Origin of the sequence: Mycolicibacterium austroafricanum (genome assembly GCF_000612725.1) — a bacterium.
Lineage (GTDB): Bacteria > Actinomycetota > Actinomycetes > Mycobacteriales > Mycobacteriaceae > Mycobacterium > Mycobacterium austroafricanum.
Window position 1 is genome coordinate 362,924 of sequence record NZ_HG964453.1, and the last position, 21,762, is coordinate 384,685.

The following is a 21,762-nucleotide window of genomic DNA, read 5'->3' on the forward strand; positions in this document are numbered from 1 at the left end:
ATATTCATGGCTTGTGTTAGCGTCGGGGCGCGGGCCGGCCTCGCGACACCGATGCAGCACATCGACGCTTCGGTCGGCCCGCACCGGCGACCACCGCCTGACGGCCCCGGCGCCGCCGCCCGGCGGCGCGCTGTCCCCAATCCCTGATTCATCCACAGCCCGTAGATCCTGCGGGACCACTCGCCGTCCCGGTGTCGGCGGCGAAGCGCTCAATGGCGGTGTCATCGACGGGGCGGGCACGGTGCCCGTCCCGCAGCGGAGAAACCGAGAGGCACCATCATGTTCGAGACACCGATCACCGTCGTCGGCACCATCGTCACCCAGCCCGACCGTCGCTGGGTCGGCGACCAGGAACTCTTCAAGTTCCGGGTGGCCAGCAACTCGCGCCGGCGCACCGCCGACGGCACCTGGGAGCCGGGAAACTCGCTGTACGCGACGGTGAACTGCTGGGGGCGCCTGGTCACCGGCGTCGGCGCCGGGCTCGGGAAGGGGGACCCGGTCATCGTCGTCGGATACCTCTACACCAGCGAATACGAGGACCGCGACGGTAACCGTCGGTCGTCCCTGGAGATCCGGGCCACCTCGGTCGGGCCGGACCTGGCGCGCTGCATCATCCGCATCGAGAGCCGCAGGCATCCCGAGCCCGTGCCGGCCGCGGTGGCGGTCGCCTCGGAAGCCGACAGCGTCGACGACGGGGATGTCGTCGGGGATGTCGTCGACGAGGACGCATCGGGGTCCGGGGCGGAGGAGCTGAGCTTGAGCGCCTAGCGGCCAACGCCTCGGATGCGGCCGCCGCCTAGGATGGGGCCCGACTATCGCGCAGTCACGAGATGATCCCGCAGTTCTGGTACCGGGATCGAGAAAGGCACATCGAAGGCAATGGCCGAATTCATCTACACGATGCGGAAGGTCCGCAAGGCGCACGGCGACAAGGTGATCCTTGACGACGTCACGCTGAACTTCCTTCCGGGCGCGAAGATCGGCGTCGTCGGTCCCAACGGGGCCGGTAAGTCGAGCGTCTTGCGGATCATGGCCGGCTTGGACCAGCCCAACAACGGGGACGCATTCCTGGCTCCCGGCGCGACCGTGGGCATCCTGCTGCAGGAGCCGGAGCTCGACGAGACCAAGACGGTGCGGGAGAACGTCGAGGAGGGCGTGGCGATCAAGGCCAAGCTCAACCGGTACAACGAGGTCGCCGAACTGATGGCGACCGACTACACCGACGAGCTGATGGAGGAGATGGGCAAGCTCCAGGAGGAGCTCGACGCCGCCGACGCATGGGACATCGACAGCCAGCTCGAACAGGCGATGGACGCGCTGCGCTGCCCGCCGCCGGACGAGCCCGTCACCCACTTGTCCGGTGGCGAGAAGCGCCGCGTCGCGTTGTGCAAGCTGCTGCTGTCCAAGCCGGACCTGCTGCTGCTCGACGAGCCGACCAACCACCTCGACGCCGAGAGCGTGCTGTGGCTCGAGCAGCACCTCGCCGAGTACAAGGGCGCCGTGCTGGCCGTCACCCACGACCGGTACTTCCTCGACAACGTCGCCGAATGGATCCTCGAGCTCGACCGCGGCCGCGCCTTCCCGTACGAGGGCAACTACTCGACGTACCTGGAGAAGAAGGCCGAGCGCATCGCGGTTCAGGGCCGCAAGGACGCCAAGCTGCAGAAGCGGCTCAAGGACGAGTTGGACTGGGTGCGTTCGGGCGCCAAGGCGCGTCAGGCCAAGAGCAAGGCCCGCCTCCAGCGTTACGAGGAGATGGCGGCCGAAGCGGAGAAGACCCGCAAGCTCGACTTCGAGGAGATCCAGATCCCGACCGGGCCCCGGCTGGGCAACGTCGTGGTCGAGGTCGAACACCTCGACAAGGGCTTCGGCGGCAGGCAGCTCATCAAGGATCTGTCCTTCACGCTGCCGCGCAACGGCATCGTCGGCGTCATCGGCCCCAACGGCGTCGGCAAGACGACGCTGTTCAAGACCATCGTGGGGCTCGAACAACCCGACAGCGGCACGGTCAAGATCGGCGAAACCGTCAAGCTGAGCTACGTCGATCAGAGCCGCGCGGGCATCGACCCGAAGAAGACGGTGTGGGAAGTGGTCTCCGACGGACTGGACTACATCGAGGTCGGCCAGAACGAGATCCCGTCGCGGGCCTACGTCTCGGCGTTCGGATTCAAGGGGCCCGACCAGCAGAAGCCGGCCGGGGTGCTCTCCGGCGGCGAGCGCAACCGGCTGAACCTGGCGCTCACCCTCAAGGAGGGCGGCAACCTGCTCCTGCTCGACGAACCGACCAACGACCTGGACGTGGAAACCCTGAGTTCGCTGGAGAACGCGCTGGAGAAATTCCCCGGCTGCGCCGTGGTGATCAGCCACGACCGGTGGTTCCTCGACCGCACCTGCACGCACATCCTGGCGTGGGAAGGCGACGCCGACAACGAGGCCAAATGGTTCTGGTTCGAGGGCAACTTCGGTGGCTACGAGGAGAACAAGATCGAACGGCTCGGTGCAGAAGCAGCGCGTCCGCACCGGGTGACCCACCGGAAGCTCACGCGGGGATAGTCTCGTCGTGCGGACCAGGTAACCGGCGCGGACAACCCAGGGCGCCCGGTTACAGCCAACGGCGGCCGGTGCGCGCGTGTGAGTCAGGAGCGGCGAATGTCGTTGAACCCAGGTGCCATTAACGGTTCGGTGGGCCCGGAAGTCTCCTCTGAGGTCATCGATCGTCTCCTTCCCGCGTACCTCGCGACCTATCGGGGTCCGCACGGCGGCGCGCCCGGCGCCGAGAGCGCCGTCACCGGTCCGCTGCGTCGGCAGGGCACCGACACGGTCAACGGTCCGGCGTTGGTCGCGGCGCACTACCGGCTCGGGGCCCAACGGTCGCCGGGTGCGACCCGGGTTGCGGTCCACGCCGCAGACGTCGAGGGCGGTTTCGGTCCTGCGTTGCAGGTGGTGACTGACAACGCGGCGATCCTGATGGACTCGATCACGGTCCTGCTGCACCGGATCGGGGTGGCCTACACCGCGATCATGAACCCGGTGTTCCGGGTCCGCCGCGGCGCGGGCGGAGAGCTACAGGACATCGCGCCCGCCTCGGACGCCACCTTCGTCGACGGTGTCGACGAGACCTGGGTCCACGTCCAGCTGGCCGACTCCGTTGACCGGCGCGCCCTCGCCGAGGCCGAGGAGCTGTTGCCGCGGGTGCTCGCCGACGCACGGCAGGTGGCGCTGGATTCCACCGGCATGGCCGCGGCGCTGCGCACATTGGCCGCCGAACTCGACAGCGACCCGGGGCGACGGTTCCCCAGCCCGGACCGCAAGGACGTGGCGGCGTTGCTGCGCTGGCTGGCCGACGGGCATTTCGTGCTGCTCGGTTATCAGCGCTGCCCGGTGCGCGACGGGGAGGCCACCGTCGACCCGTCCAGCCGGCTCGGGGTGCTTCGCCTGCGCGAGGACGTGTTCCCGCAGTTGACCAACAAGGACGAGCTGCTGACGCTGGCGCAGGCCACGATTCCCAGCTTTCTGCGCTACGGGACCTACCCGCAGATCGTGGTCGTGCGGGAACAGTCCGGCGACGCGGATGCCGACGACGCCGCGGCGATCGAGCACCGCTTCGTCGGTATGTTCACCGTCGCGGCGATGAACGCCAACGTCCTGGAGATCCCGCTGGTGTCGCGCCGCGTCAACGACGCGTTGGCGATGGCCCACCGGGATCCCAGCCATCCGGGCCAGCTGGTGCTCGACATCATCCAGACCATTCCCCGCTCGGAGCTGTTCGCGCTGAGCGCCAGAGGTCTGCTCGACATGGCGATGGCGGTGGTGGACCTCGGGTCCCGGCGCCGCGCGCTGCTGTTCATGCGGGCCGACCCGCTCGCCCACTTCGTGTCGTGTCTGGTGTACCTGCCGCGCGACCGCTACACCACGGCGGTGCGGCTGGAGATGCAGGACATCCTGGTCCGCGAGCTCGGTGGTGTGAGTATCGACTACGCCGCCAGGGTCAGTGAGTCTCCCTGGGCCGTCGTGCATTTCACGGTTCGCATGCCGGAGGGTTCCCGCCCGCAGGACATCGACGTCTCGGAGCCCAACGAGTCGCGCATTCAGGATCTGCTCACCGAGGCGGCCCGCACCTGGAGTGATCGCCTGCTGGGTGCGGTGAGTGCCGGGGGAGAAGTCGACCAGGCGACCGCCGAGCACTACGCGTCCGCGTTCTCCGAGGTGTACAAGCAGGCGATCGACCCGGTGCACGCCCTCGCCGACATCGCGGTCATCGAAGAGCTGCAGGACAATTCGGTCAAGCTGGTGCTGGCAGACAGCGATGACACCGCCGAATCGGGTGTGTCCCACCTGAACTGGTACCTGGGCGGACGGTCGGCGTCACTGAGCCGATTGCTGCCGATGCTGCAGTCGATGGGCGTCGTCGTGCTTGAGGAGCGGCCGTTCACGGTGGTCCGCCCCGACGGACTGCCGGTATGGATCTATCAGTTCAAGGTGTCGCCGCACCGCGGCATCCCGGAAGCCCCGCCCGGACCGCAGCGGGAGGCGACCGCCGAGCGTTTCGCCGACGCCGTCACCGCGATCTGGCACGGCAACGCCGAGATCGACCGCTTCAACGAGTTGGTGTTGCGTGCCGAATTGACCTGGCAACAGGTCGCCGTGCTGCGCGCCTACGCCAGATACCTCAAACAGGCCGGCTTCGCGTACAGCCAGTCCCACATCGAGTCTGTGCTCAACGACAATGCGGGCACCGCCCGTTCGCTCATCGCGCTTTTCGAGGCGCTGTTCCGCCCCGTCGAGCAGGGCCCGGGCGCCAACCGCGATGCGCAGGCGGCCGCTGCCGCGGTCGCCGCCGACATCGATGCGCTGGTCAGCCTCGACACCGACCGGGTGTTGCGCGCGTTCGCGTCGATGATCCAGGCCACGCTGCGCACGAACTACTTCATCACCGGCCAGGAGTCGGCCCGCGCACGGAATGTGTTGTCCCTCAAGCTGAACCCGCAGCTGATCGATGAGCTGCCGCTACCTCGGCCCAAGTTCGAGATCTTCGTCTACTCGCCGCGCGTCGAGGGCGTGCACCTGAGGTTCGGTTTCGTCGCCCGCGGTGGCCTGCGGTGGTCGGATCGCCGCGAGGACTTCCGCACCGAGATCCTGGGGCTGGTCAAGGCGCAGGCGGTCAAGAACGCCGTCATCGTCCCGGTGGGCGCCAAGGGCGGTTTCGTGGTGAAACACCCGCCGGCGCCGACGGGTGATGCGGCGGCCGACCGCGACGCCACCCGGGAGGAAGGGGTCGCCTGTTACCGGCTCTTCATCGCGGGCCTGCTCGACATCACCGACAACGTCGACAAGGTGACCGGAGGCATCGTCGCTCCCGCCGACGTCGTCCGGCGCGACGGAGACGACGCATATCTGGTGGTGGCCGCGGACAAAGGCACCGCGACGTTCTCCGACATCGCCAACGACGTCGCGAAGTCGTACGGCTTCTGGCTCGGTGACGCGTTCGCCTCCGGCGGGTCGGTCGGCTACGACCACAAGGCGATGGGAATCACCGCCAAGGGCGCGTGGGAGTCGGTGAAGCGGCACTTCCGCGAGATGGGGGTGGACACGCAGTCCGAGGATTTCACGGTGGTCGGCGTCGGCGACATGAGCGGCGACGTGTTCGGCAACGGGATGCTGCTGTCCAAGCACATCCGTCTGCTCGCCGCGTTCGACCACCGGCACATCTTCATCGATCCCACCCCGGACGCCGCGTCGTCGTGGGAGGAACGCAAGCGTCTGTTCGAGCTGCCGCGGTCCAGCTGGGAGGACTACGACACGTCGCTGATCAGCCCCGGCGGCGGGGTGTACAGCCGGGAGCAGAAGTCCATCCCGGTCAGCGCGCAGGCGCGCGCCGCCCTGGGCCTCGACGACCAGGTGACGGATCTGACGCCTCCCGCCCTGATGAAGGCGATCCTCAAGGCGCCCGCGGATCTGTTGTGGAACGGCGGTATCGGCACCTACGTCAAGGCGGAGACGGAGGCCGACGCCGACGTCGGCGACCGCGCCAACGACGCCGTCCGCGTGAACGGAAACGAGGTGCGCGCCAAGGTGATCGGCGAGGGCGGCAACCTCGGCGTGACCTCGCGGGGCCGAACGGAGTTCGACCTGTGCGGTGGTCGCATCAACACCGATGCCATGGACAACTCGGCGGGGGTGGACTGCTCCGACCATGAGGTCAACATCAAGATCCTGATCGACTCCCTGGTCACGGCCGGCAAGGTGGAGGAGAGCGGGCGGTCTGCGTTGCTGTCGTCGATGACCGACGAAGTGGGCCGACTCGTGCTGGCCGACAACGAAAGCCAGAACGACCTGATGGGCACCAGCCGGGCCAACGCCGCCAGCCTGCTGAACGTGCACGGCCGGATGATCAGGAGTTTCGTCGAAGAGCGCGGACTGAACCGCGAACTCGAGGCGTTGCCTTCGGAGAAGGAGATCCGCCGCCGCGAGGAAGCCGGAATCGGGCTCACGTCACCGGAATTGGCGACGCTGATGGCCCATGTGAAGCTGGCATTGAAAGACGATCTGCTGGCCGGTGACCTCCCGGACCAGGAGGTGTTCGCGTCGCGGCTGCCCTCCTACTTCCCGGCCACGCTGCGTGACCAGTTCAGCCCGGAGATCCGCGCGCACCAGCTGCGTCGCGAGATCGTCACCACGATGCTGGTCAACGACGTCGTCGACACCGCGGGCATCTCGTACGCCTACCGGGTCACCGAAGACGTCGGGGTCGCCCCCGTCGATGCGGTACGCAGCTTCGTCGCCGCCGACGCCATCTTCGGTGTGGGCCGGGTGTGGCGCCAGATCCGGGAAGCGGGCGCCAACGGCGTGCCGGTCGCGGTCACCGATCGGATGACGCTCGATCTGCGCCGCCTCATCGACCGGGCCGCGCGGTGGTTGCTGAACTACCGTCCGCAGCCGCTGGCCGTGGGCGCCGAGATCAACCGGTTCGCCGACAAGGTGGCGGCGTTGACGCCGCGCATGCCGGACTGGTTGCGGGGCGACGACAAGGCGATCGTCGCCAAGGAGGCCGCGGAGTTCAGCTCCCAGGGTGTCCCCGACGACGTCGCGTACATGGTCGCCTCCGGGCTGTATCAGTTCAGCCTGCTCGACGTCATCGACATCGCCGACATCGTCGACCGCGATCCGGCCGAGGTCGCCGACGCCTATTTCGCGCTGATGGATCACCTCGGCACCGACGGGCTGCTCACCGCGGTGTCCCGGTTGTCACGCTATGACCGGTGGCATTCGTTGGCGCGGTTGGCGATCCGTGACGACATCTACGGGTCACTGCGGGCGCTCTGCTTCGATGTGCTGGCGGTGGGGGAGCCCGACGAGGACGGCGTCGAGAAGATCGCCGAGTGGGAGACCACGAACAGCTCACGCGTCAGCCGGGCTCGGCGCACGCTGGCCGAGCTGTACGAGAGCGGTGAGCACGATCTGGCCACGCTGTCGGTGGCGGCCCGTCAGATCCGAAGCATGACCAGGACGAGTGGAACGGGATCGAGCGGGTGACGGATCGACGAGGCTTCACGGCCCCGGTGCATGTGCGGTGGTCGGACATCGACATGTATCAGCACATCAACCACGCCACGATGGTCACCATCCTTGAGGAAGCCCGGATTCCCTTCCTGCGCGAGCCTTTCGGCGAGGAGATCACGACGATCGGATTGTTGATCGCGGAGGTCAACATCTCCTACAAGGCTCAGCTGCTCCTGGTGGACTCGCCGCTACAGGTGACGATGTGGACCAAGCGGGTCCGTGCGGTCGACTTCACGGTCGGCTACGAGGTGCGCTCGGTCGGCGCGCCGCCCGACTCGAAGCCTGCGGTCATCGCCGACACCCAACTTGCCGCGGTGCATATCGAGGAGCAACGGCTGCAACGGCTTTCGGGCGCGCAGCGCGAGTTTCTGCAGCGCTGGACCCGGTGACCGGCGGCGAGCGGGGAGTGTGGCTCGACCCGCAATCCCGGGCTGCCCAGCGGGAGAACCTCGCGACGTTCGCCGAGCGGGCACTGCGCCTGGACCAGGCCGGCGTGGTGCGGCTGCGCCAACGCGGTGACGGGATGTTGGTGGCCTGGTTCGCGACCGGATTCGACGTCCTCGCCAGCCGGGTGGTGGCGGGCCGGACCGCGCCCACCGACCTGTGCGCCGCAGCCGACGCGCTGCTGGCGGGCCTGAACTCCGTCGCCGCCGACGGACACGTCGACCCCGGTTTCGCCATGGACTCCGCCTGGCGCGGCGTCCTGCCGCCCGACGCCGGCTTCGTCCACCTCGACGACGTCCCGGCCCGTGCCGTGCTCGATCTGGCGCAGCGCGGGGCGAGCCTGGCCAGGCAGCATTCCAGTGCGCACGGCCCGCCCGCGTCGCTGCTCGATCAGGACGTGGTGGCCGTGACGTCGCCGCAGGGCAGCGTCGGCATCCCGATGCGCTGCGTGTTCGCGTTGACCGCGATGGGCTTTCTGCCGCAGTCCCCGGACTCGGTCGGCGACGACGAGGTGGTGCTGGTCCGCGCGACACCGTCCTGGCTGCGCGTGGACGCCCGCTTCGGCACGGTGTACCGGCGCCGCGGCAACCCCGCGGTGGTGCTGCGCTGAGCTCCGCCCGCGAGCAGACGCAAACTCGCGCTCATACGACCGGAACCGTGCGATTTTGTGTCTGCTCGCGAGGGAAAGGCGCCCCACCCCGCTCACCCGGCCCTGTCAGAAGGGTGAGTTGACCATCGAGTCGGCGGCCATCTCCAGGTAGGCGATCAACTCCTGGCGGTGCCGATCATCGAGCGTGCGGGAGTCGATCTCGGCGACCGCGGTGTGCATGCACCGCAACCAGGCGTCCCGTTCCAGATAGCCGATCCGAAACGGCGCGTGACGCATCCGCAGCCGCGGGTGACCGCGCTGATCGGAGTAGGTGCGTGGGCCGCCCCAGTACTGCTCGAGGAACATGCGCAGCCGTTCCTCAGCGCCGTCGAGGTCGTCTTCCGGGTAGAGCGGGCGCAGGATCTCGTCGTCGCGTACCAGCTGGTAGAACCGCGAGACGATGGTGCGAAACGTGTCGTGCCCGCCCACCGCGTCGTAGAACGACTGCTGCTTGCTCTGCGCGTCCATCGGCTCCATTGTGGGCCATCACCGGGACCCGCCTGCGGTCAGGACTTCTTCCTGATGAGCTTGGCCAGCTCATCGCGGTCGGCGACGTCGAGTTTGAAGCAGGCGCGGTACACATGCCCCTCCACCGTGCGGACCGACAGCACGAGCTGCTCGGCGATGTGCCGGTTGGACAGCCCGGCGGCAACCAGCTCGGCGATCTCACGCTCACGTGGCGTCAACGGCAGCGGTCGCGCCGCCGCCTTGATCGCCGGCGTGGTGGCGCCGCCGCACTTCTCGGCCAGGCGCAGCGCGTTGGCGCCCGATTCGTTGGTCCGGCGCCGGTCACCCGCGCTGTCGTGCAGCAGGGCGGCCTGCGCGGCCGCGTCCGCGGCGGACAACATCAGGCCGGCGCTCTCGAAGTCCGCGCTCACCACGTCCAGCGCCGCGGCGTCGCCGGCGGCGAACGCCGCCGCGTGGCGGGCCAGCAGGCCCACGACCGAGCCGTGCACCACCCCGGTGAGCTCCGCCAGGCGCGGCGCCGTGCTGCGGTCACCGAACCGCGTGGCGTGGTGCAGCGCCTCCGCTTCCAGGGCGTACTGGCCGGACTGGCGGGCTATTTCGGCGGCGGCCCTGGCCAGCTCGAGGGCGCGGCGCTCCATCCCCTTCGCCGCGGCGTACCAGGACCTGGAGATGAGCCGCTGCGGTTCGTGGATCGCCGCGGAGGGCCCCGAGTGCTCGGCGGCGTCGTTGAGGACCCGCTCGGCCTCGTCGGTCCGGCCCAGCGCGGCGTAGGCGCGCGCCAGCAGCAGCCGGCCGGGCAGCTGCCAGGGCAGCGAGGTCTCGGCGTTCAGCGCCGCCAGGGCCTGCTCGATGCAGGTCACGGCGTCCGGGAACTCACCCCTGGCCGTCGCCACCACCCCGGCCATGATCTTGGCGATCGCCCATGCCAGGAACTGGCCCACCGACGAGAAGTCCGCGTATTCCGCGGCCCGTCTGCCTGCCAGATCCAGCTCGCCCAGATGGGTCAGCGCCAGCACGTCGCAGTACCGCACCATCACCCGGATCATCCCGTCGGTCGGCTTCTGATCCGCTCGGCAGCGTGCCGCGATCGGCTCGAACTCGTCGCCGCGGCCGGCGACGGGCATGGCCAGTCCGGCGGCGAACGCGGCGAACTCGACCGCCTGCCCGGGAGCCAGCGGGTTGTCCAGGACCTGAAGCGCCGCCGCGATGCCCTCGTCGATCCTGTTCTCGTGCACGGCCATCGCCGCGGCGGCGGCCTCGACGAACAGCCTCAGCGACGGATGTGTCGTGCGCTCCCGCACCAGCGAGATCACCTCGTGGGCCCGTTCGACGTCGCCCATCGCCCAGAAGAGGTGGGACGCCCGCGGGGTACCCCAGCGGACGAGCTGCAGCTCGTCGAGGTCATCGGGGCTGAACCTGGCCAGAATCGCCTCCGCGGCGGCGGGCCGGCCCTGCCACAGCAGGGTGCGGGAGAGCAGCTCGGCCGCCTCGAGACTGCCGGTCCGGTCGAACGCCACCTTGGCCAGGCGTTGCCCGAGGGGCATGTTGAACAGGTAGATGGCGTCCTTGGTGGCGCTGATCAACAGGTCGATGTCGAGGAGTTGGTCGCTGTCGATCGACAACTGCGCCATCCGGATCCGGCTCGCGGCGGTGCTCAGTTCCCGGCGGCGCAGCAGTTCGACGAGCTGACCTTTGAGCCTGCGCTCGGTGGCGTGCCCGATTTTGTCGCGCACGACGTCGCCGACCAGGGGATGGCTGAAGCGGGCGTTGAGCACCGTGCCGTCCTGCTGAAACCGGATCAGGTCGCATGCCTCGGCGGCGTCGACCGCGTCGTCGCCGGCCAGTTCGGTCAGCGCGTGAATGTCGAGCGGCTCGCACAGCGCCAGCAGGCGCAGCGCATTGAGTACGTCGGGCCCGGCGTGGTCGAGGCGGTCCTGCAGCAGCGAGGCCAGGCCCGAAGGAACGGCGGTCGGGCCGCGCAGCTGCCAGACGTCGCCGACCTTCCTCAGGGTGCCCGCGTCGATCGACCCCTCCACCAGATGACGCAGGAACAGCGGATTACCGCCAGAAGACTCCCACATCAGGTCGGCGGACAGCCCCTCAAGTCGCCCGCCCACCACCGACTCGACCAGCCTGACGCTCTGCTCCTTGGAGAACGGCTGCAACTCGATCCGGCGCAGATACCCGTCCTTCCACAGCGACGTCACCGCGTCGGGCACCGGCTCGCCGGAGCGGACGGTGGCCAGGATGCGGCCCGACTGGTCCACCGCGATCTGGTGCAACAGGGTGGCCGACAGCTCGTCGAGCAGGTGCGCATCGTCCACGCCGACGACGCATTCACCCTGGGAGACAAGCGATTCCCGGGCAGAGGCGAGTAGGGCGGTGGCGTCGCGGGACACCGAGGTGCCGACGAGATGGGCGAAGACGCCCAGCGGGATGCTGCGCGACGACTGCGTCGAGGCCACCCAGTGCACTTGGGAGCGCAGCGATCCGGCGACGGCGCGGGCCAGCGTCGTCTTACCGACGCCGGGGTCGCCGACGAGCACGACACCGCAGGATTCGTTACCGGTCAGGGCAGATCGGACCGCACCGAACTCGGCAGGGCGATCGACGATCTGCCAAATCGGCGCCATGCCGTGGAGTGTAGATCGCTGCGCGCGTCAATTCTCGGCAATAACCAGGGCTTTCGCCGTAGTTGCGGCGTATTGCTTCACTGCGGAAACGCCGAAAGGTCGGCCGGCTCGAGATATTCGGCGCCGTTTGCCTCGTGCCGGAAGATGCTCGATTCCTCGTACACCCTTAGCTTGAGCCGGTTGATGCTGCCGAGCGGACGGTGCTCGTCGATGCCCCGCCACGAGTTGAACGTCAGCTCGTCGTCGCCGAAGTGCGCCAACGCGTCGCTGTGCGCAGTTTGCGGGGGATAGTGGATGACCGCCACCGGCTGGTAGGGGGAATCCGCCTCCGACCACTCCACCGTGGCATCTTCGATCGGCATGTCGTCGGTGTTGGTGCACAACTGGGCGGAGACGACGTAATCGGCACCGTTGCTACGGAAGTGGTCTTTCACCACTTTGGCCAGGGCCTCCGGGTCGTGGCGGGGGATCGTCGTCGAGATCAGATCCGTCACCGCCTTCGACGCGGGCGACACGCTCAGCTTTGCCACATATGCACCGAATCGGATCGGCGCCGCGGTGTAGAACGTCTGGCCCAGCACGTGATAGTTCGGATCGGCGAACACCCGCAGGTTTCTCGGCAGTTGCCGGCCGGCCAGCGTGGCGACCCGTCGGGCTCCGCGCAGCACCCTGTTGAGGAACATCATCCCGGCGTCGGGCAGGTGGGAGAGGAGCTTGGCGGTGCGCATGCCGGCGCCCGCATAGTGCGCGGCGTCGCGGAACAGGAACACCGGTTCGGTGACGAACACGAAGTCCTGGTTTGCGTCGGCACTGAACCTGTCACAGGCACGTCTACCCGACGGGCTGTGCACGCCGAGCACCTTCAGACCCAGCCCGCGCACCCCGCGCACCTGATCGGAGCGGATTGCGCCTGAGGTCGTCGAGATCCGGGCGATCACCGGATATGTCCTGCCCGGCTCGGCGAACATGCCCTGCCGGTACTGCACGGGCAGGTCTGCCCTGACGGTGAGTTCCCCCCGCAGGATGGCGCAGCTCTTGGAATGGGCGTCGCGCACGGCGTGGGGTTTGCCGTTGCGCCAGAGCCTGCGGTTCTTCTTGCTCTTGTCGTACTGATGTTCGTTGTTCTTGCGCAGCGCCTCGATCATGTCGGCGATCAGCGCGTCCTCGGCGGCCGGCCAGGCGGCAAGGTCCTCGTCGTAGTGCAGATAGCCGATGGCTGGAGTCGGCGTTCCCCCGTCGTTCATGCGACAAGTGTGGCCACCCCGGACGGGTCCGGCACAGGTAACGCGCTACCTGTCTTTTCCGCGCGCGCCCTCCGTGTTCCCTGGTGGAGACGGCGCGACGAGGCGGCCGGTCACGCGATGTTCATCGGACTGACCAGCGAACACTAGCGGAATTGCCGTGCGATCGACGGAAATCCGTGGTGGACTGTCCGTCGGAGGACGTATGGCGCAGCGCAAGAATGGACGCGGCCACCGGCATCACCGGACCGCGGCGGGTACATCCGGGTCGACATCGGCCACAACCTCGCGCGCGCTGCACAGCGTGGCTCCCTCTGTCGACACCCTGACTCCGGCACCACAGGACGGATCGGTGTGGGGCCGCCGGCGTGTGCTGCTGCTGAACTCGACCTACGAACCGCTGACGGCCCTGCCGCTGCGCCGGGCCGTGATCATGCTGATGTGCGGCAAGGCCGACGTCGTCCACGACGATCCGGTGGGCCCGGTGATCCACTCGGCGACACGGTCCATCGCCGTCCCGACCGTCATCCGGCTGCGCACCTTCGTCCGGGTGCCCTACCGGGCGCGCATCCCCATGACGCGGGCGGCGCTGATGCACCGCGACCGGTTCCGCTGCGCGTACTGCAGCGCCAAGGCCGACACCGTCGACCACGTCATCCCGCGCAGCCGCGGCGGTGCCCACTCGTGGGAGAACTGCGTCGCGGCGTGCTCGGCGTGCAATCACCGCAAGGCCGACCGGCTGCTCTCCGAACTGGGTTGGTCGCTGCACACCACGCCGCTGCCGCCGAAGGGGCAGCACTGGCGGCTGCTGTCCAGCGTCAAGGAACTCGATCCGGCCTGGGTGCGATATCTGGGTGAGGGAGCGGCCTGACCGGGCCGTGGGATACGGTTTGCGCGTGAACTCAACAGCTCTTGTGCATGCAAGCTTTGTAGTCATACCGCTGGCGCTTGCCGGGCTTCTGTCGCTGTTCATCTTCACCAAGAAGGGCCCGCATCCCGCGACGTTCGACATGTCCGAGAAGTGGACGCACGAGCCCATCCTGTGGGCGGCTGACGAACCGGCGGATCACGGCCATGGCGGCCACGGTTCGCACCTGACCATCGGAGGTGGCGCAAGTGGCAAGTGGTGAAGTGACGAGAGCAGGCACGCTCGAGCTGGCCGAACTGCCGCACGGATCGGCGATCACCTCCAGCGGACGGATCTCGGCGGTCACCGAGCCCGGTGTGCTGTCGGTGCAGTACCCGTTCCCGATCAAGGACCTGGTGGTTCTCGACAACGCGCTGAAGTACGGCTCCCGGGCAGCCAAGGCGCGGTTCGCCGTGTACATCGGTGACCTCGGCGCCGACACCGCGGCCACGGCCCGCGAGATCCTCGCGAAGGTTCCCACACCGGACAACGCCGTGCTGCTGGCCGTGTCGCCGGACCAGCGGGCGATCGAGGTCGTCTATGGGTCCGAGGTCAGGGGCCGCGGTATCGAGGAGGCCGCTCCGCTCGGCGTCTCCGCCGCCGCGGCGTCCTTCAAAGAGGGCAACCTGATCGACGGCCTGATCAGCGGTATCCGGGTGCTCTCCGCCGGCGTCTCGCCCCGCTGACCCGTTCGCCGGCCCGCGCAAAAGGTGCACGGGACGGTCCGTAGCACGCCCTACGATCAATGGCGTGGAGGGACGCTGACCGGTGGCTGTGCTCGATGCCTTCATGGCGATCTGGTCCAAAGCGCGCGGGACTTTCGGTGACGGCGTGCCGCAGGACGGATCGGTCTATGACGCCAGTCCGGCGCTGACACGCCTGCAGGACGAGGTTCGCGGTGCCGCGCCGCGCGAGACATGGATCGGGTCGGCTTCGGACGGGTACGCATCGGCCAATGAACGGCACGCCTCGGTGCTGGGTGAGACCGCCCTTCTGGACCGTCGGCTCCGCGCCGAAATCGACCGGTCGGCGGAGGTCGTCCGGGCCGGCAGGCGAGAATTGGATGCGGTGCGTCGGCGCGTGAGCGAGGCCGCCGCCGGTGTGCCGCCGACGCCGGAGGGTGAGAGCATGCTGTACCCGGCCATCAGCCGGGGCAGTGGCGAGATCGTCGACATCGTGCAACGCTCCCACACCGACCTGAACATGATCGCCGGTCGCATCGAGGCGATCGCGTCGGAGTACCAGGCGCTCGGCGAGGGCACAGAGCTCGGGGTGGGCGACGGCGCCGAGCCGGCGGGAGGCGCTGAGCCCGGCGATGAACCCCGACTTGCCGTGTCCAACGAGAACGAGCCATGGACCTATCCGTTCGATCCGCCCGCACCCCCGGACTCCGCGCCCGGGGGCGGCAGGTGGGAACTCGGCCAGGCTTACCCGCCGGGCCCGGGTGGCGGTCCTCCGATGGGGCCTATCCCGGCGCCGAAACCTTGGCATCGCAGTATCGATCCGCCGGTGAAAGGTGGTGGTTCGGGCTTGGAGGATGTTGTCACGCCCCCACCCAACGGTGTGGGTGTGAGGCCGCCGCTCGTCTTGCAGGAGTCTTATGAGTTCAGAGTGACTGGCGAGGGCTTTAGAGATGGTGACGGTCATCTACGGTGGATACAGCGCGACGGCAGCTGGTATCAGGCCCAGTGGATCGACTATGAGCTTGAGGCAAACCATCTACAGCAACTCACCGGCAACGTCTCTGTGCCGTTGGGAGACCATACCTGGGAGCCCATCGACATCAAGGACATTTACCAACTGCAGGTGGACAACCCACGCCTAACCCTCTACATCCCGGATCCGTCTGGCAGCGTTCTCGAACTCGACCCTGATCGACCTGCGGCATCCGGACCGTGATGAATTTCAACGTCCTGCAGAGATCCGTTCGGGCGCGCTGGATCTGGATAGTGAGCATCACGGCTGTCTCAGCGGCGGCAGTGTTGGTGGCCGGGTGGCTCGCCGCGGAACCAGACTCTCCGGAGAGAAAGGCAGATTGCGTGATCGTCGCAGAGACTGTCCGCCGATGGCAGACAGCGGTAGCGGCTTTGACTCCGATTCAGGGGGCTACCGGGCCGAGTGACGAGTACGTCGACGAGCAATACACCCAGATGGCGACGATGGTGCAGACCGCCGCCGATTCTGTGACGACACCCGAGATCAAGAGCTACCTGACCGATTGGGCCGCAGCGGCAGATCGGCTCGCGATGTCTCAACTCGATGTCTCCGGTGGCGCCGAGCCCCCGGAGACGCCCGAGGAGATGCTTGAGGTGTTCACGCCGATCAATGACGCCGCGGGCGCCCTCGGCGAGCTCTGCCCCGACATGCCCTCGGCGGAATAGGGTTCCTGGTCGCCGATCAGCTCTGATCCACAGCCCCGGCTTCTCGCTCGCCAACGAGCTCGGCGCGGATGCGGACATAGCGTTCGAGGAACAGCCGCTCGTCGAGGCGTTTACGCCGCAGCCAGCCGGTGACCTCGTCATTGCACTTGCTGGCATTGCAGGCCGCACAGGCCGGCACCACGTTGTCGACGGTGTAGCGGCCGCCCCGCGAAATGGCCATCACGCAGTCCCGCTGCATCGTGCCCGCGGTCTTGCCGCAATAGGCGCAGCCGTTCCACGCGGCCCTGATCGCAGCCCATTGCTCGTCGGTGAGGTCGTTGACGACGGCCGCGACCCGCCGCTTGCGTCGTCGCGCCGCGCGCGCCCTGCGACTGTTGTTGACCGCCACCCCAAGAGCATGAGGTGTGAGCGTGCGTGAAATCGGCCAAGTCCCCGGTGTGTCGCCCGCAGACACGCACGCTCGCACTGCAGTGGCCGCACGCTCGCACTGCAGTGGCCGCAGGCTCGCGCTGCAGTGGCCGCAGGCCGGGTCAGGTGACGTCGAACTGGCGGGCCTTCAGCGAGCGTTCGACGCCCGCCCGGCCTTCCAGCACCAACCGGCGCAGCGCAGGCGGTACGTCGGGGTCCGACAGGAACCGGTCGGCGGCGTCCAACGCCTCACCGCTGATGTCCCACGACGGGTACAGCCCGATGACGACGGTCTGTGCAACCTCGCTGGAGCGCCGCTCCCACACGCCGGAGATCGCGCCGAAGTAGCGCTCCCGGAACGGTGCCAGCAGCTCGCCCTGGCCGGGCTGCACGAAGCCACCGATGATGGCCCGGGCGGTGATGTTGGCCAGTGTGTCGTCCTCGACGACCTGCTCCCAGGCACCCGCCTTGACGGCCGCCTGCGGCCTCGCCGCCGACGCCGCCGCGGCCTGCCGCCGTCCTGCCGCGGTGGGGTCGTTGGCGGCCTCGGCGTCGATGAACGGTGTCTGCGTGCCGTCGGCGTCGATCACTCCGGCGCGGGCCAGCGCGGTGACGATGCGCCACCGCAGATCGGTGTCGAGCACCAGGCCAGGCAGGTTCACCGCGGCGGGTTCGTTGTCGAGCAGCGTCGACAGCACCGCGACATGGTTGGGCGAGAGCACCGACGTGCACAGCGCGTTGACGAACGCCAGCTGGTGATCCGAGCCGGGAGCCGACTCGCGGGCCAGATCCAGCAGCGCGTCGCCGAAGGCCGGCCAGCCGTTCTCGGCCGCCCACGCGGGATCGGCGTAGGAACCCAGCGCCGTCTGCGCCTGCAGCAGCAGCCGCTGCGCGACGCCGACCTCGGATTCGGCGTGCAGCCCGCCGATCACCAGCGCGACGAAGTCGCGGGCACGCAGCTCCGCGTCGCGGGTCATCTCCCAGGCCGCCGACCACGCCAGCGTGCGGGGGAGCGGATCGGCGATGTCGGCGATGCGGGTGAGCACCGTCTGCAGCGACGCGGGATCCAGCCGCAGCGAGCAGTACGTCAGGTCGTCGTCGTTGACCAGGATGAACTTTCCGCGCGAAACACCCTGCAGAGCAGGTACTTCCGTGACCGATCCGTCGACGTCGAGTTCCTCGCGGTGCACCCGGACCAGCTTGCCGGAGCTGTCGTCGTCGTAGACGCCGACAGCCAGCCGGTGCACGCGGGTCTCGCCGTCGCCCGGTTTGGCACCTTCCTGCTCGATGGCGAACCGGGTGAACCTGCCGTCGGCGTCGACGTCGAAGTTCGGGCGCAGCGTGTTCAGGCCGGTGGTCTTGAGCCACTGCCTGCCCCAGCCGGACAGGTCGCGACCGGAGGATTTCTCCAGCGCCCCGAGCAGGTCGCCGAAGGTGGCGTTGCCGTACGCGTGATCGCGGAAGTAGTCCCGCAGCCCGGCCAGGAACGCGTCCAACCCGACGTACGCGACCAGCTGCTTGAGCACGCTGGCGCCCTTGGCGTAGGTGATGCCGTCGAAGTTGACCTCCACGGCATGCAGGTCCGGGATGTCGGCGGCCACCGGGTGGGTCGAGGGCAACTGATCCTGCCGGTAGGCCCACGACTTCTCCACGTTGGCGAACGTCGTCCACGCCTGCGTGTATTCGGTGGCCTCGGCCTGGCACAGCACCGACGCGAACGTCGCGAACGACTCGTTGAGCCACAGGTCGTCCCACCACTGCATGGTGACCAGGTCGCCGAACCACATGTGGGCCATCTCGTGCAGCACGGTCTCGGCGCGGCGCTCGTACGAGTAGCGCGTGACCTTGGAGCGGAACACGTAGTCCTCGAGGAAGGTCACCGCACCGGCGTTCTCCATGGCGCCGGCGTTGAACTCCGGGACGAACAGCTGGTCATACTTGCCGAAGGCGTACGGGACGCCGAAGTTGTTGTGGTAGAACGCGAATCCCTGTTTGGTTTCGGTGAACAGCCGCTCCGCGTCCATGTACTCGGCCAGCGACTTGCGGCAGAAGATTCCCAATGGGATGTCGCCGTGGTCGTCGGAGTATACGTCGTCCCAGCGGGCGTACGGTCCGGCGATGAGCGCCGCCAGGTAGGTGCTCATCCGGGGCGTCGCCTTGAAGGTGTGGCGTTTGGCGCCCGAATCGAGCTCTTCGACCTCGACGGTGGCACCGTTGGAAACCACCTCCCAGTGCCCGGGTGCGACGACGGTGACGTCGAAGAAGGCCTTCAGATCGGGCTGGTCGAAACACGCGAACATCCGCTTGGCGTCCGCGGTTTCGAACTGTGAATACAGGTACACCTCGTTGTCGACCGGGTCGACGAAGCGGTGGAGCCCCTCGCCGGTGTTCGAGTAGCGGCAGGCCGCGTCGACAACCAGCACGTTGTGCCCGGCGACCCCTGTCAGCGGGATGCCGGTGGATTCGTCGTAGCCCGAAACGTCGATCTCGGTGCCGTTGAGCGTGGCGCTGCGCACCGAGTCGGCGGCGAGGTCGATGTAGGTGTCGGCGCCGGCGACGGCGTCGAACTCGACGGTCGTCACCGACCGGAAGGTGCGCTCGCCGGGCTTGCCCGCACCGTCGGTCAGATCCAGGTGGATGCGGTAGCTGTCGACGGTCACGAGGGCGGCGCGCTCGGCGGCCTGGTCGCGGGTCAGGTTAGGAAGTGCCACGCTCGTCAACACTAGCCTCATGGCGGGAAGACGGGACGGGCGTCAGCCGTTGTGCTGAACGGACGTCTGTCACATCACAACGCGAGGTCGAAGAGAGGACCGCCCCATGTCTGAGAAGTCCCGCACAGATTTCTGGTTCGATCCGCTGTGCCCGTGGGCCTGGATCACCTCCCGTTGGGTGCTTGAGGTCGAGAAGGTGCGCGACATCGAGGTCAACTTCCACGTGATGAGCCTGGCCGTGCTCAACGAGGGCAAGGACGTGCCCGAGGCGTACCGCGAGGCGATGCAGAAGGCGTGGGGACCGGTGCGGGTGGCGATCGCCGCAGAGCAGGCGAAAGGCCCCGAGATCCTCGGCCCGCTGTACACCGCGATGGGCACCAGGATCCACAATCAGGGCTACCAGGGCTCCGACCCGGACTTCTCCCGCGTCATCCGGGAGTCCCTCGACGAGGTCGGGCTGCCCGCCGAACTCGCCGAGGCCGCCACGTCGACGTTCTACGACGTGGCGCTGCGGGAAAGTCACCACGCCGGCATGGACGCCGTCGGCGACGACGTCGGCACCCCGACCATCCACGTCAACCGCGTCGCGTTCTTCGGGCCGGTGCTCTCCCGTATCCCGCGCGGCGAAGACGCGGGCAAGCTGTGGGACGCGTCGGTGATCTTCGCGTCCTACCCGCACTTCTGGGAGCTCAAGCGCTCCCGCACCGAGGCGCCGGTCTTCGACTGAGCTGTCCGGCCGGATTGTTAACGGTTGGTTGCGCCGGTTGCGGGCGGGCCGCCCCGGGGCGAATGTGATGCGGTGATCCGCATACTTGGTGGTGTGTCGCTCCAAGATCACCGCCGAGAAGGTGTGGCCACGCCGCAGGAGATGCTCGAGGTCGCCGTCGAGGAGGCTCGAAAAGGGTTGGCGGAGGGCGGTATCCCCATCGGTGCCGCGCTGTTCTCCACCGACGGTGCGCTGCTGGGCAGCGGCCGCAACCGGCGCGTGCAGCTCGGGGACCCGTCCGTCCACGCCGAGACCGATGCGTTCCGCAACGCGGGGCGGCAGCGCGGGTACCGCTCGACGATCATGGTCACCACGCTCTCGCCGTGCTGGTACTGCAGCGGTCTGGTGCGCCAGTTCAACATCGGTGCGGTCGTGATCGGGGAGAGCCGGACCTTCACCGGTGGGCACGACTGGCTGGCCGACAACGGCGTGGACGTCACCATCGTCGACGACGAACGGTGCGTGACGATGATGCGCGATTTCATCGCCGCCAATCCCGACCTGTGGGCGGAGGACATCGGAGAATGAGTGTGATTGCCACAGTTGACCTCTCGCGCTGGCGTGCCGGCGGCGCGGCCGCCGACGCGGTCGCGGCCGACGTCGACGAGGGCCTGCAACGGGCAGGCTTCATCCTGGTGAGCGGTCACGGCGTCTCGGCGTCGCTGGCGCGCGAGTTGCGCGCGGCGGCACGCGAGTTCTTCGCACTGCCGGACGAGGTGAAGTCCGGGTACTCGGTACCGGTCGGCGGACATGGCTGGATCGGTCCGGGTGCGGAGGCCAACGGTTACGCCGAGGGGACCGAGACGCCCCCAGACCTCAAGGAGACGTTCAGTTTGGGCGCGGAGACCGCGACCGGCGACGCGGAGGTCGACCGGATCTGGTTCGCGCCCAATGTGTGGCCCCGCGAGGTGCCCGCGCTGGAGCCGCTGCTGACCGAGTACACCGCGCAGATGCGAGGTGTCGCCGACGATCTGCTCGCGCTGTTCGCCCACGCCCTGAAGCTGCCCGCCAATCCGTTCGCCGAGCTGGCCAGCACACCGACGTGGACGATGAACATCAACCACTACCCGCCCGTGAGTGTGGTCGGCGAGCCCGAGCCGGGCCAGTTCCGCATCGGGCCGCACACCGACTTCGGCACCGTCACGATTCTCGATCGTGAGCCCGGCGCCGGTGGGCTGCAGGTGTATTCGGAGGACGCCGGCTGGCAGGACGCCCCGTACGACCCGGACGCGTTGACGGTGAACATCGGTGACCTGCTCGAGTACTGGAGCGGTCGGCGGTGGCCGTCGGGCCGGCATCGGGTGCTCCCTCCGCAGCCGGGTGCCCCCGAGGAGGATCTGGTGTCGCTGATCTACTTCTACGAAGCCAACCACGACGCGCTCGTCACCCCGCTGGATCCGCCGGTCGGCCGGGTGTCGGGGCTGGCGCCGGTGACGTCGGCGGATTTCATCAAGGAACGCCTCGACGCGATCACCGTCGGCTGAGCCGACGATTGGGCAGGGGTCGGCTGAGCCGACGATTGGGCAGGGGTCGGCTGAGCCGACGATTGGGCAGGGGTCGGCTGAGCCGACGATTGGGCAGGGGTCGGCTGAGC

At 68.3% G+C, this 21,762-nt stretch carries 18 protein-coding genes; 13 read left to right on the forward strand and 5 right to left on the reverse strand.

The features are described 5' to 3' along the window. Nucleotides 1-279: 279 nt before the first annotated feature. From BN976_RS15545 to BN976_RS15565, 5 genes are all read left to right on the forward strand, one after another. The gene (locus tag BN976_RS15545) at nucleotides 280-768 is read left to right on the forward strand and encodes a single-stranded DNA-binding protein (protein WP_036371790.1); all 489 of its coding nucleotides are present in this window, start codon (nucleotides 280-282) and stop codon (nucleotides 766-768) included. A gap of 111 nt (nucleotides 769-879) precedes the next feature. Further along, the gene (gene ettA / locus BN976_RS15550) at nucleotides 880-2,553 is read left to right on the forward strand and encodes an energy-dependent translational throttle protein EttA (protein WP_011781226.1); all 1,674 of its coding nucleotides are present in this window, start codon (nucleotides 880-882) and stop codon (nucleotides 2,551-2,553) included. Nucleotides 2,554-2,649: 96 nt separating this feature from the next. After that, complete coding sequence (locus BN976_RS15555) at nucleotides 2,650-7,533, forward strand: NAD-glutamate dehydrogenase (protein ID WP_011781225.1); 4,884 nt, start codon at nucleotides 2,650-2,652, stop codon at nucleotides 7,531-7,533. A gap of 53 nt (nucleotides 7,534-7,586) precedes the next feature. Further along, nucleotides 7,587-7,949 carry an acyl-CoA thioesterase gene (locus BN976_RS15560; protein WP_049778248.1) on the forward strand — a complete coding sequence of 121 codons (363 nt, stop codon included), beginning with the start codon at nucleotides 7,587-7,589 and terminating at the stop codon, nucleotides 7,947-7,949. Next, nucleotides 7,946-8,614 (forward strand): DUF8185 domain-containing protein, encoded by a 669-nt coding sequence (locus BN976_RS15565; RefSeq protein ID WP_036371791.1) that lies wholly within the window; start codon nucleotides 7,946-7,948, stop codon nucleotides 8,612-8,614. Before BN976_RS15560 ends, BN976_RS15565 begins: the two co-directional genes overlap by 4 nt. 105 nt (nucleotides 8,615-8,719) lie before the next feature. Here BN976_RS15565 and BN976_RS15570 read toward each other — a convergent pair whose 3' ends face one another. From BN976_RS15570 to BN976_RS15580, 3 genes are all read right to left on the reverse strand, one after another. After that, the gene (locus BN976_RS15570; protein ID WP_011781222.1) at nucleotides 8,720-9,130 is read right to left on the reverse strand and encodes a globin; all 411 of its coding nucleotides are present in this window, start codon (nucleotides 9,128-9,130) and stop codon (nucleotides 8,720-8,722) included. 29 nt (nucleotides 9,131-9,159) lie between these two features. Next, a complete protein-coding gene (locus BN976_RS15575) occupies nucleotides 9,160-11,754 on the reverse strand; it encodes a LuxR C-terminal-related transcriptional regulator (RefSeq protein ID WP_036371795.1) in 2,595 nt (864 codons plus the stop codon). Nucleotides 11,755-11,831: 77 nt separating this feature from the next. Further along, complete coding sequence (locus BN976_RS15580; RefSeq protein ID WP_036371797.1) at nucleotides 11,832-12,998, reverse strand: catalase family protein; 1,167 nt, start codon at nucleotides 12,996-12,998, stop codon at nucleotides 11,832-11,834. 202 nt (nucleotides 12,999-13,200) lie between these two features. On the opposite strand from BN976_RS15580, the gene BN976_RS15585 reads away from it, so the two are divergent. From BN976_RS15585 to BN976_RS33575, 5 genes are all read left to right on the forward strand, one after another. Next, nucleotides 13,201-13,866: an HNH endonuclease gene (locus BN976_RS15585; protein ID WP_011781219.1), complete on the forward strand. Its 666-nt coding sequence runs from the start codon at nucleotides 13,201-13,203 to the stop codon at nucleotides 13,864-13,866. Between the two features lie 25 nt (nucleotides 13,867-13,891). Next, nucleotides 13,892-14,125 carry an aa3-type cytochrome oxidase subunit CtaJ gene (gene ctaJ / locus BN976_RS15590; protein ID WP_011781218.1) on the forward strand — a complete coding sequence of 78 codons (234 nt, stop codon included), beginning with the start codon at nucleotides 13,892-13,894 and terminating at the stop codon, nucleotides 14,123-14,125. Beyond that, nucleotides 14,112-14,588, forward strand: a complete 477-nt coding sequence (locus tag BN976_RS15595; protein WP_011781217.1) for a DUF5130 domain-containing protein — start codon at nucleotides 14,112-14,114, stop codon at nucleotides 14,586-14,588. Before ctaJ ends, BN976_RS15595 begins: the two co-directional genes overlap by 14 nt. Before the next feature lie 82 nt (nucleotides 14,589-14,670). Beyond that, nucleotides 14,671-15,801, forward strand: a complete 1,131-nt coding sequence (locus BN976_RS15600) for an EspA/EspE family type VII secretion system effector (RefSeq protein ID WP_036371802.1) — start codon at nucleotides 14,671-14,673, stop codon at nucleotides 15,799-15,801. Between the two features lie 188 nt (nucleotides 15,802-15,989). Next, nucleotides 15,990-16,283 carry a hypothetical protein gene (locus BN976_RS33575; protein WP_133167779.1) on the forward strand — a complete coding sequence of 98 codons (294 nt, stop codon included), beginning with the start codon at nucleotides 15,990-15,992 and terminating at the stop codon, nucleotides 16,281-16,283. Nucleotides 16,284-16,299: 16 nt separating this feature from the next. Here the strand turns inward: BN976_RS33575 and BN976_RS15610 are convergent, their stop codons facing one another. Continuing rightward, nucleotides 16,300-16,671, reverse strand: a complete 372-nt coding sequence (locus BN976_RS15610) for an HNH endonuclease (protein WP_199558955.1) — start codon at nucleotides 16,669-16,671, stop codon at nucleotides 16,300-16,302. Nucleotides 16,672-16,813: 142 nt separating this feature from the next. Then, entirely contained in the window at nucleotides 16,814-19,402 is a 2,589-nt protein-coding gene (pepN, locus tag BN976_RS15615) for an aminopeptidase N (RefSeq protein WP_036371807.1), read from the reverse strand. Between the two features lie 106 nt (nucleotides 19,403-19,508). Between pepN and BN976_RS15620 the strand changes: the two genes are divergently transcribed. The 3 genes from BN976_RS15620 to BN976_RS15630 all read left to right on the forward strand — a co-directional run bounded on the left by BN976_RS15620 (nucleotide 19,509) and on the right by BN976_RS15630 (nucleotide 21,652). Further along, on the forward strand, nucleotides 19,509-20,129 hold the full coding sequence (locus BN976_RS15620; RefSeq protein WP_036371809.1) for a mycothiol-dependent nitroreductase Rv2466c family protein: 621 nt from the start codon (nucleotides 19,509-19,511) through the stop codon (nucleotides 20,127-20,129). A 141-nt stretch (nucleotides 20,130-20,270) separates the two neighbouring features. Beyond that, nucleotides 20,271-20,696, forward strand: a complete 426-nt coding sequence (locus BN976_RS15625) for a nucleoside deaminase (protein WP_036372300.1) — start codon at nucleotides 20,271-20,273, stop codon at nucleotides 20,694-20,696. Further along, nucleotides 20,693-21,652, forward strand: coding sequence for an isopenicillin N synthase family dioxygenase (locus BN976_RS15630; protein ID WP_036371810.1), 960 nt, complete (start codon nucleotides 20,693-20,695; stop codon nucleotides 21,650-21,652). Before BN976_RS15625 ends, BN976_RS15630 begins: the two co-directional genes overlap by 4 nt. The last annotated feature ends 110 nt before the right edge of the window (nucleotides 21,653-21,762 follow it).

What these genes read in the sequence shown, in the direction of transcription:
- BN976_RS15585 (WP_011781219.1), top strand. Translation starts at nt 13,201, where the DNA reads ATGGCGCAGCGCAAGAATGGACGCGGCCACCGGCATCACCGGACCGCG.
- BN976_RS15580 (WP_036371797.1), bottom strand. Translation starts at nt 12,998, where the DNA reads ATGAACGACGGGGGAACGCCGACTCCAGCCATCGGCTATCTGCACTAC.
- BN976_RS15575 (WP_036371795.1), bottom strand. Translation starts at nt 11,754, where the DNA reads ATGGCGCCGATTTGGCAGATCGTCGATCGCCCTGCCGAGTTCGGTGCG.
- BN976_RS15630 (WP_036371810.1), top strand. Translation starts at nt 20,693, where the DNA reads ATGAGTGTGATTGCCACAGTTGACCTCTCGCGCTGGCGTGCCGGCGGC.
- ettA (WP_011781226.1), top strand. Translation starts at nt 880, where the DNA reads ATGGCCGAATTCATCTACACGATGCGGAAGGTCCGCAAGGCGCACGGC.
- BN976_RS15560 (WP_049778248.1), top strand. Translation starts at nt 7,587, where the DNA reads ATGTATCAGCACATCAACCACGCCACGATGGTCACCATCCTTGAGGAA.
- BN976_RS15545 (WP_036371790.1), top strand. Translation starts at nt 280, where the DNA reads ATGTTCGAGACACCGATCACCGTCGTCGGCACCATCGTCACCCAGCCC.
- BN976_RS15555 (WP_011781225.1), top strand. Translation starts at nt 2,650, where the DNA reads ATGTCGTTGAACCCAGGTGCCATTAACGGTTCGGTGGGCCCGGAAGTC.
- BN976_RS15625 (WP_036372300.1), top strand. Translation starts at nt 20,271, where the DNA reads ATGCTCGAGGTCGCCGTCGAGGAGGCTCGAAAAGGGTTGGCGGAGGGC.
- BN976_RS15570 (WP_011781222.1), bottom strand. Translation starts at nt 9,130, where the DNA reads ATGGAGCCGATGGACGCGCAGAGCAAGCAGCAGTCGTTCTACGACGCG.
- BN976_RS15620 (WP_036371809.1), top strand. Translation starts at nt 19,509, where the DNA reads ATGTCTGAGAAGTCCCGCACAGATTTCTGGTTCGATCCGCTGTGCCCG.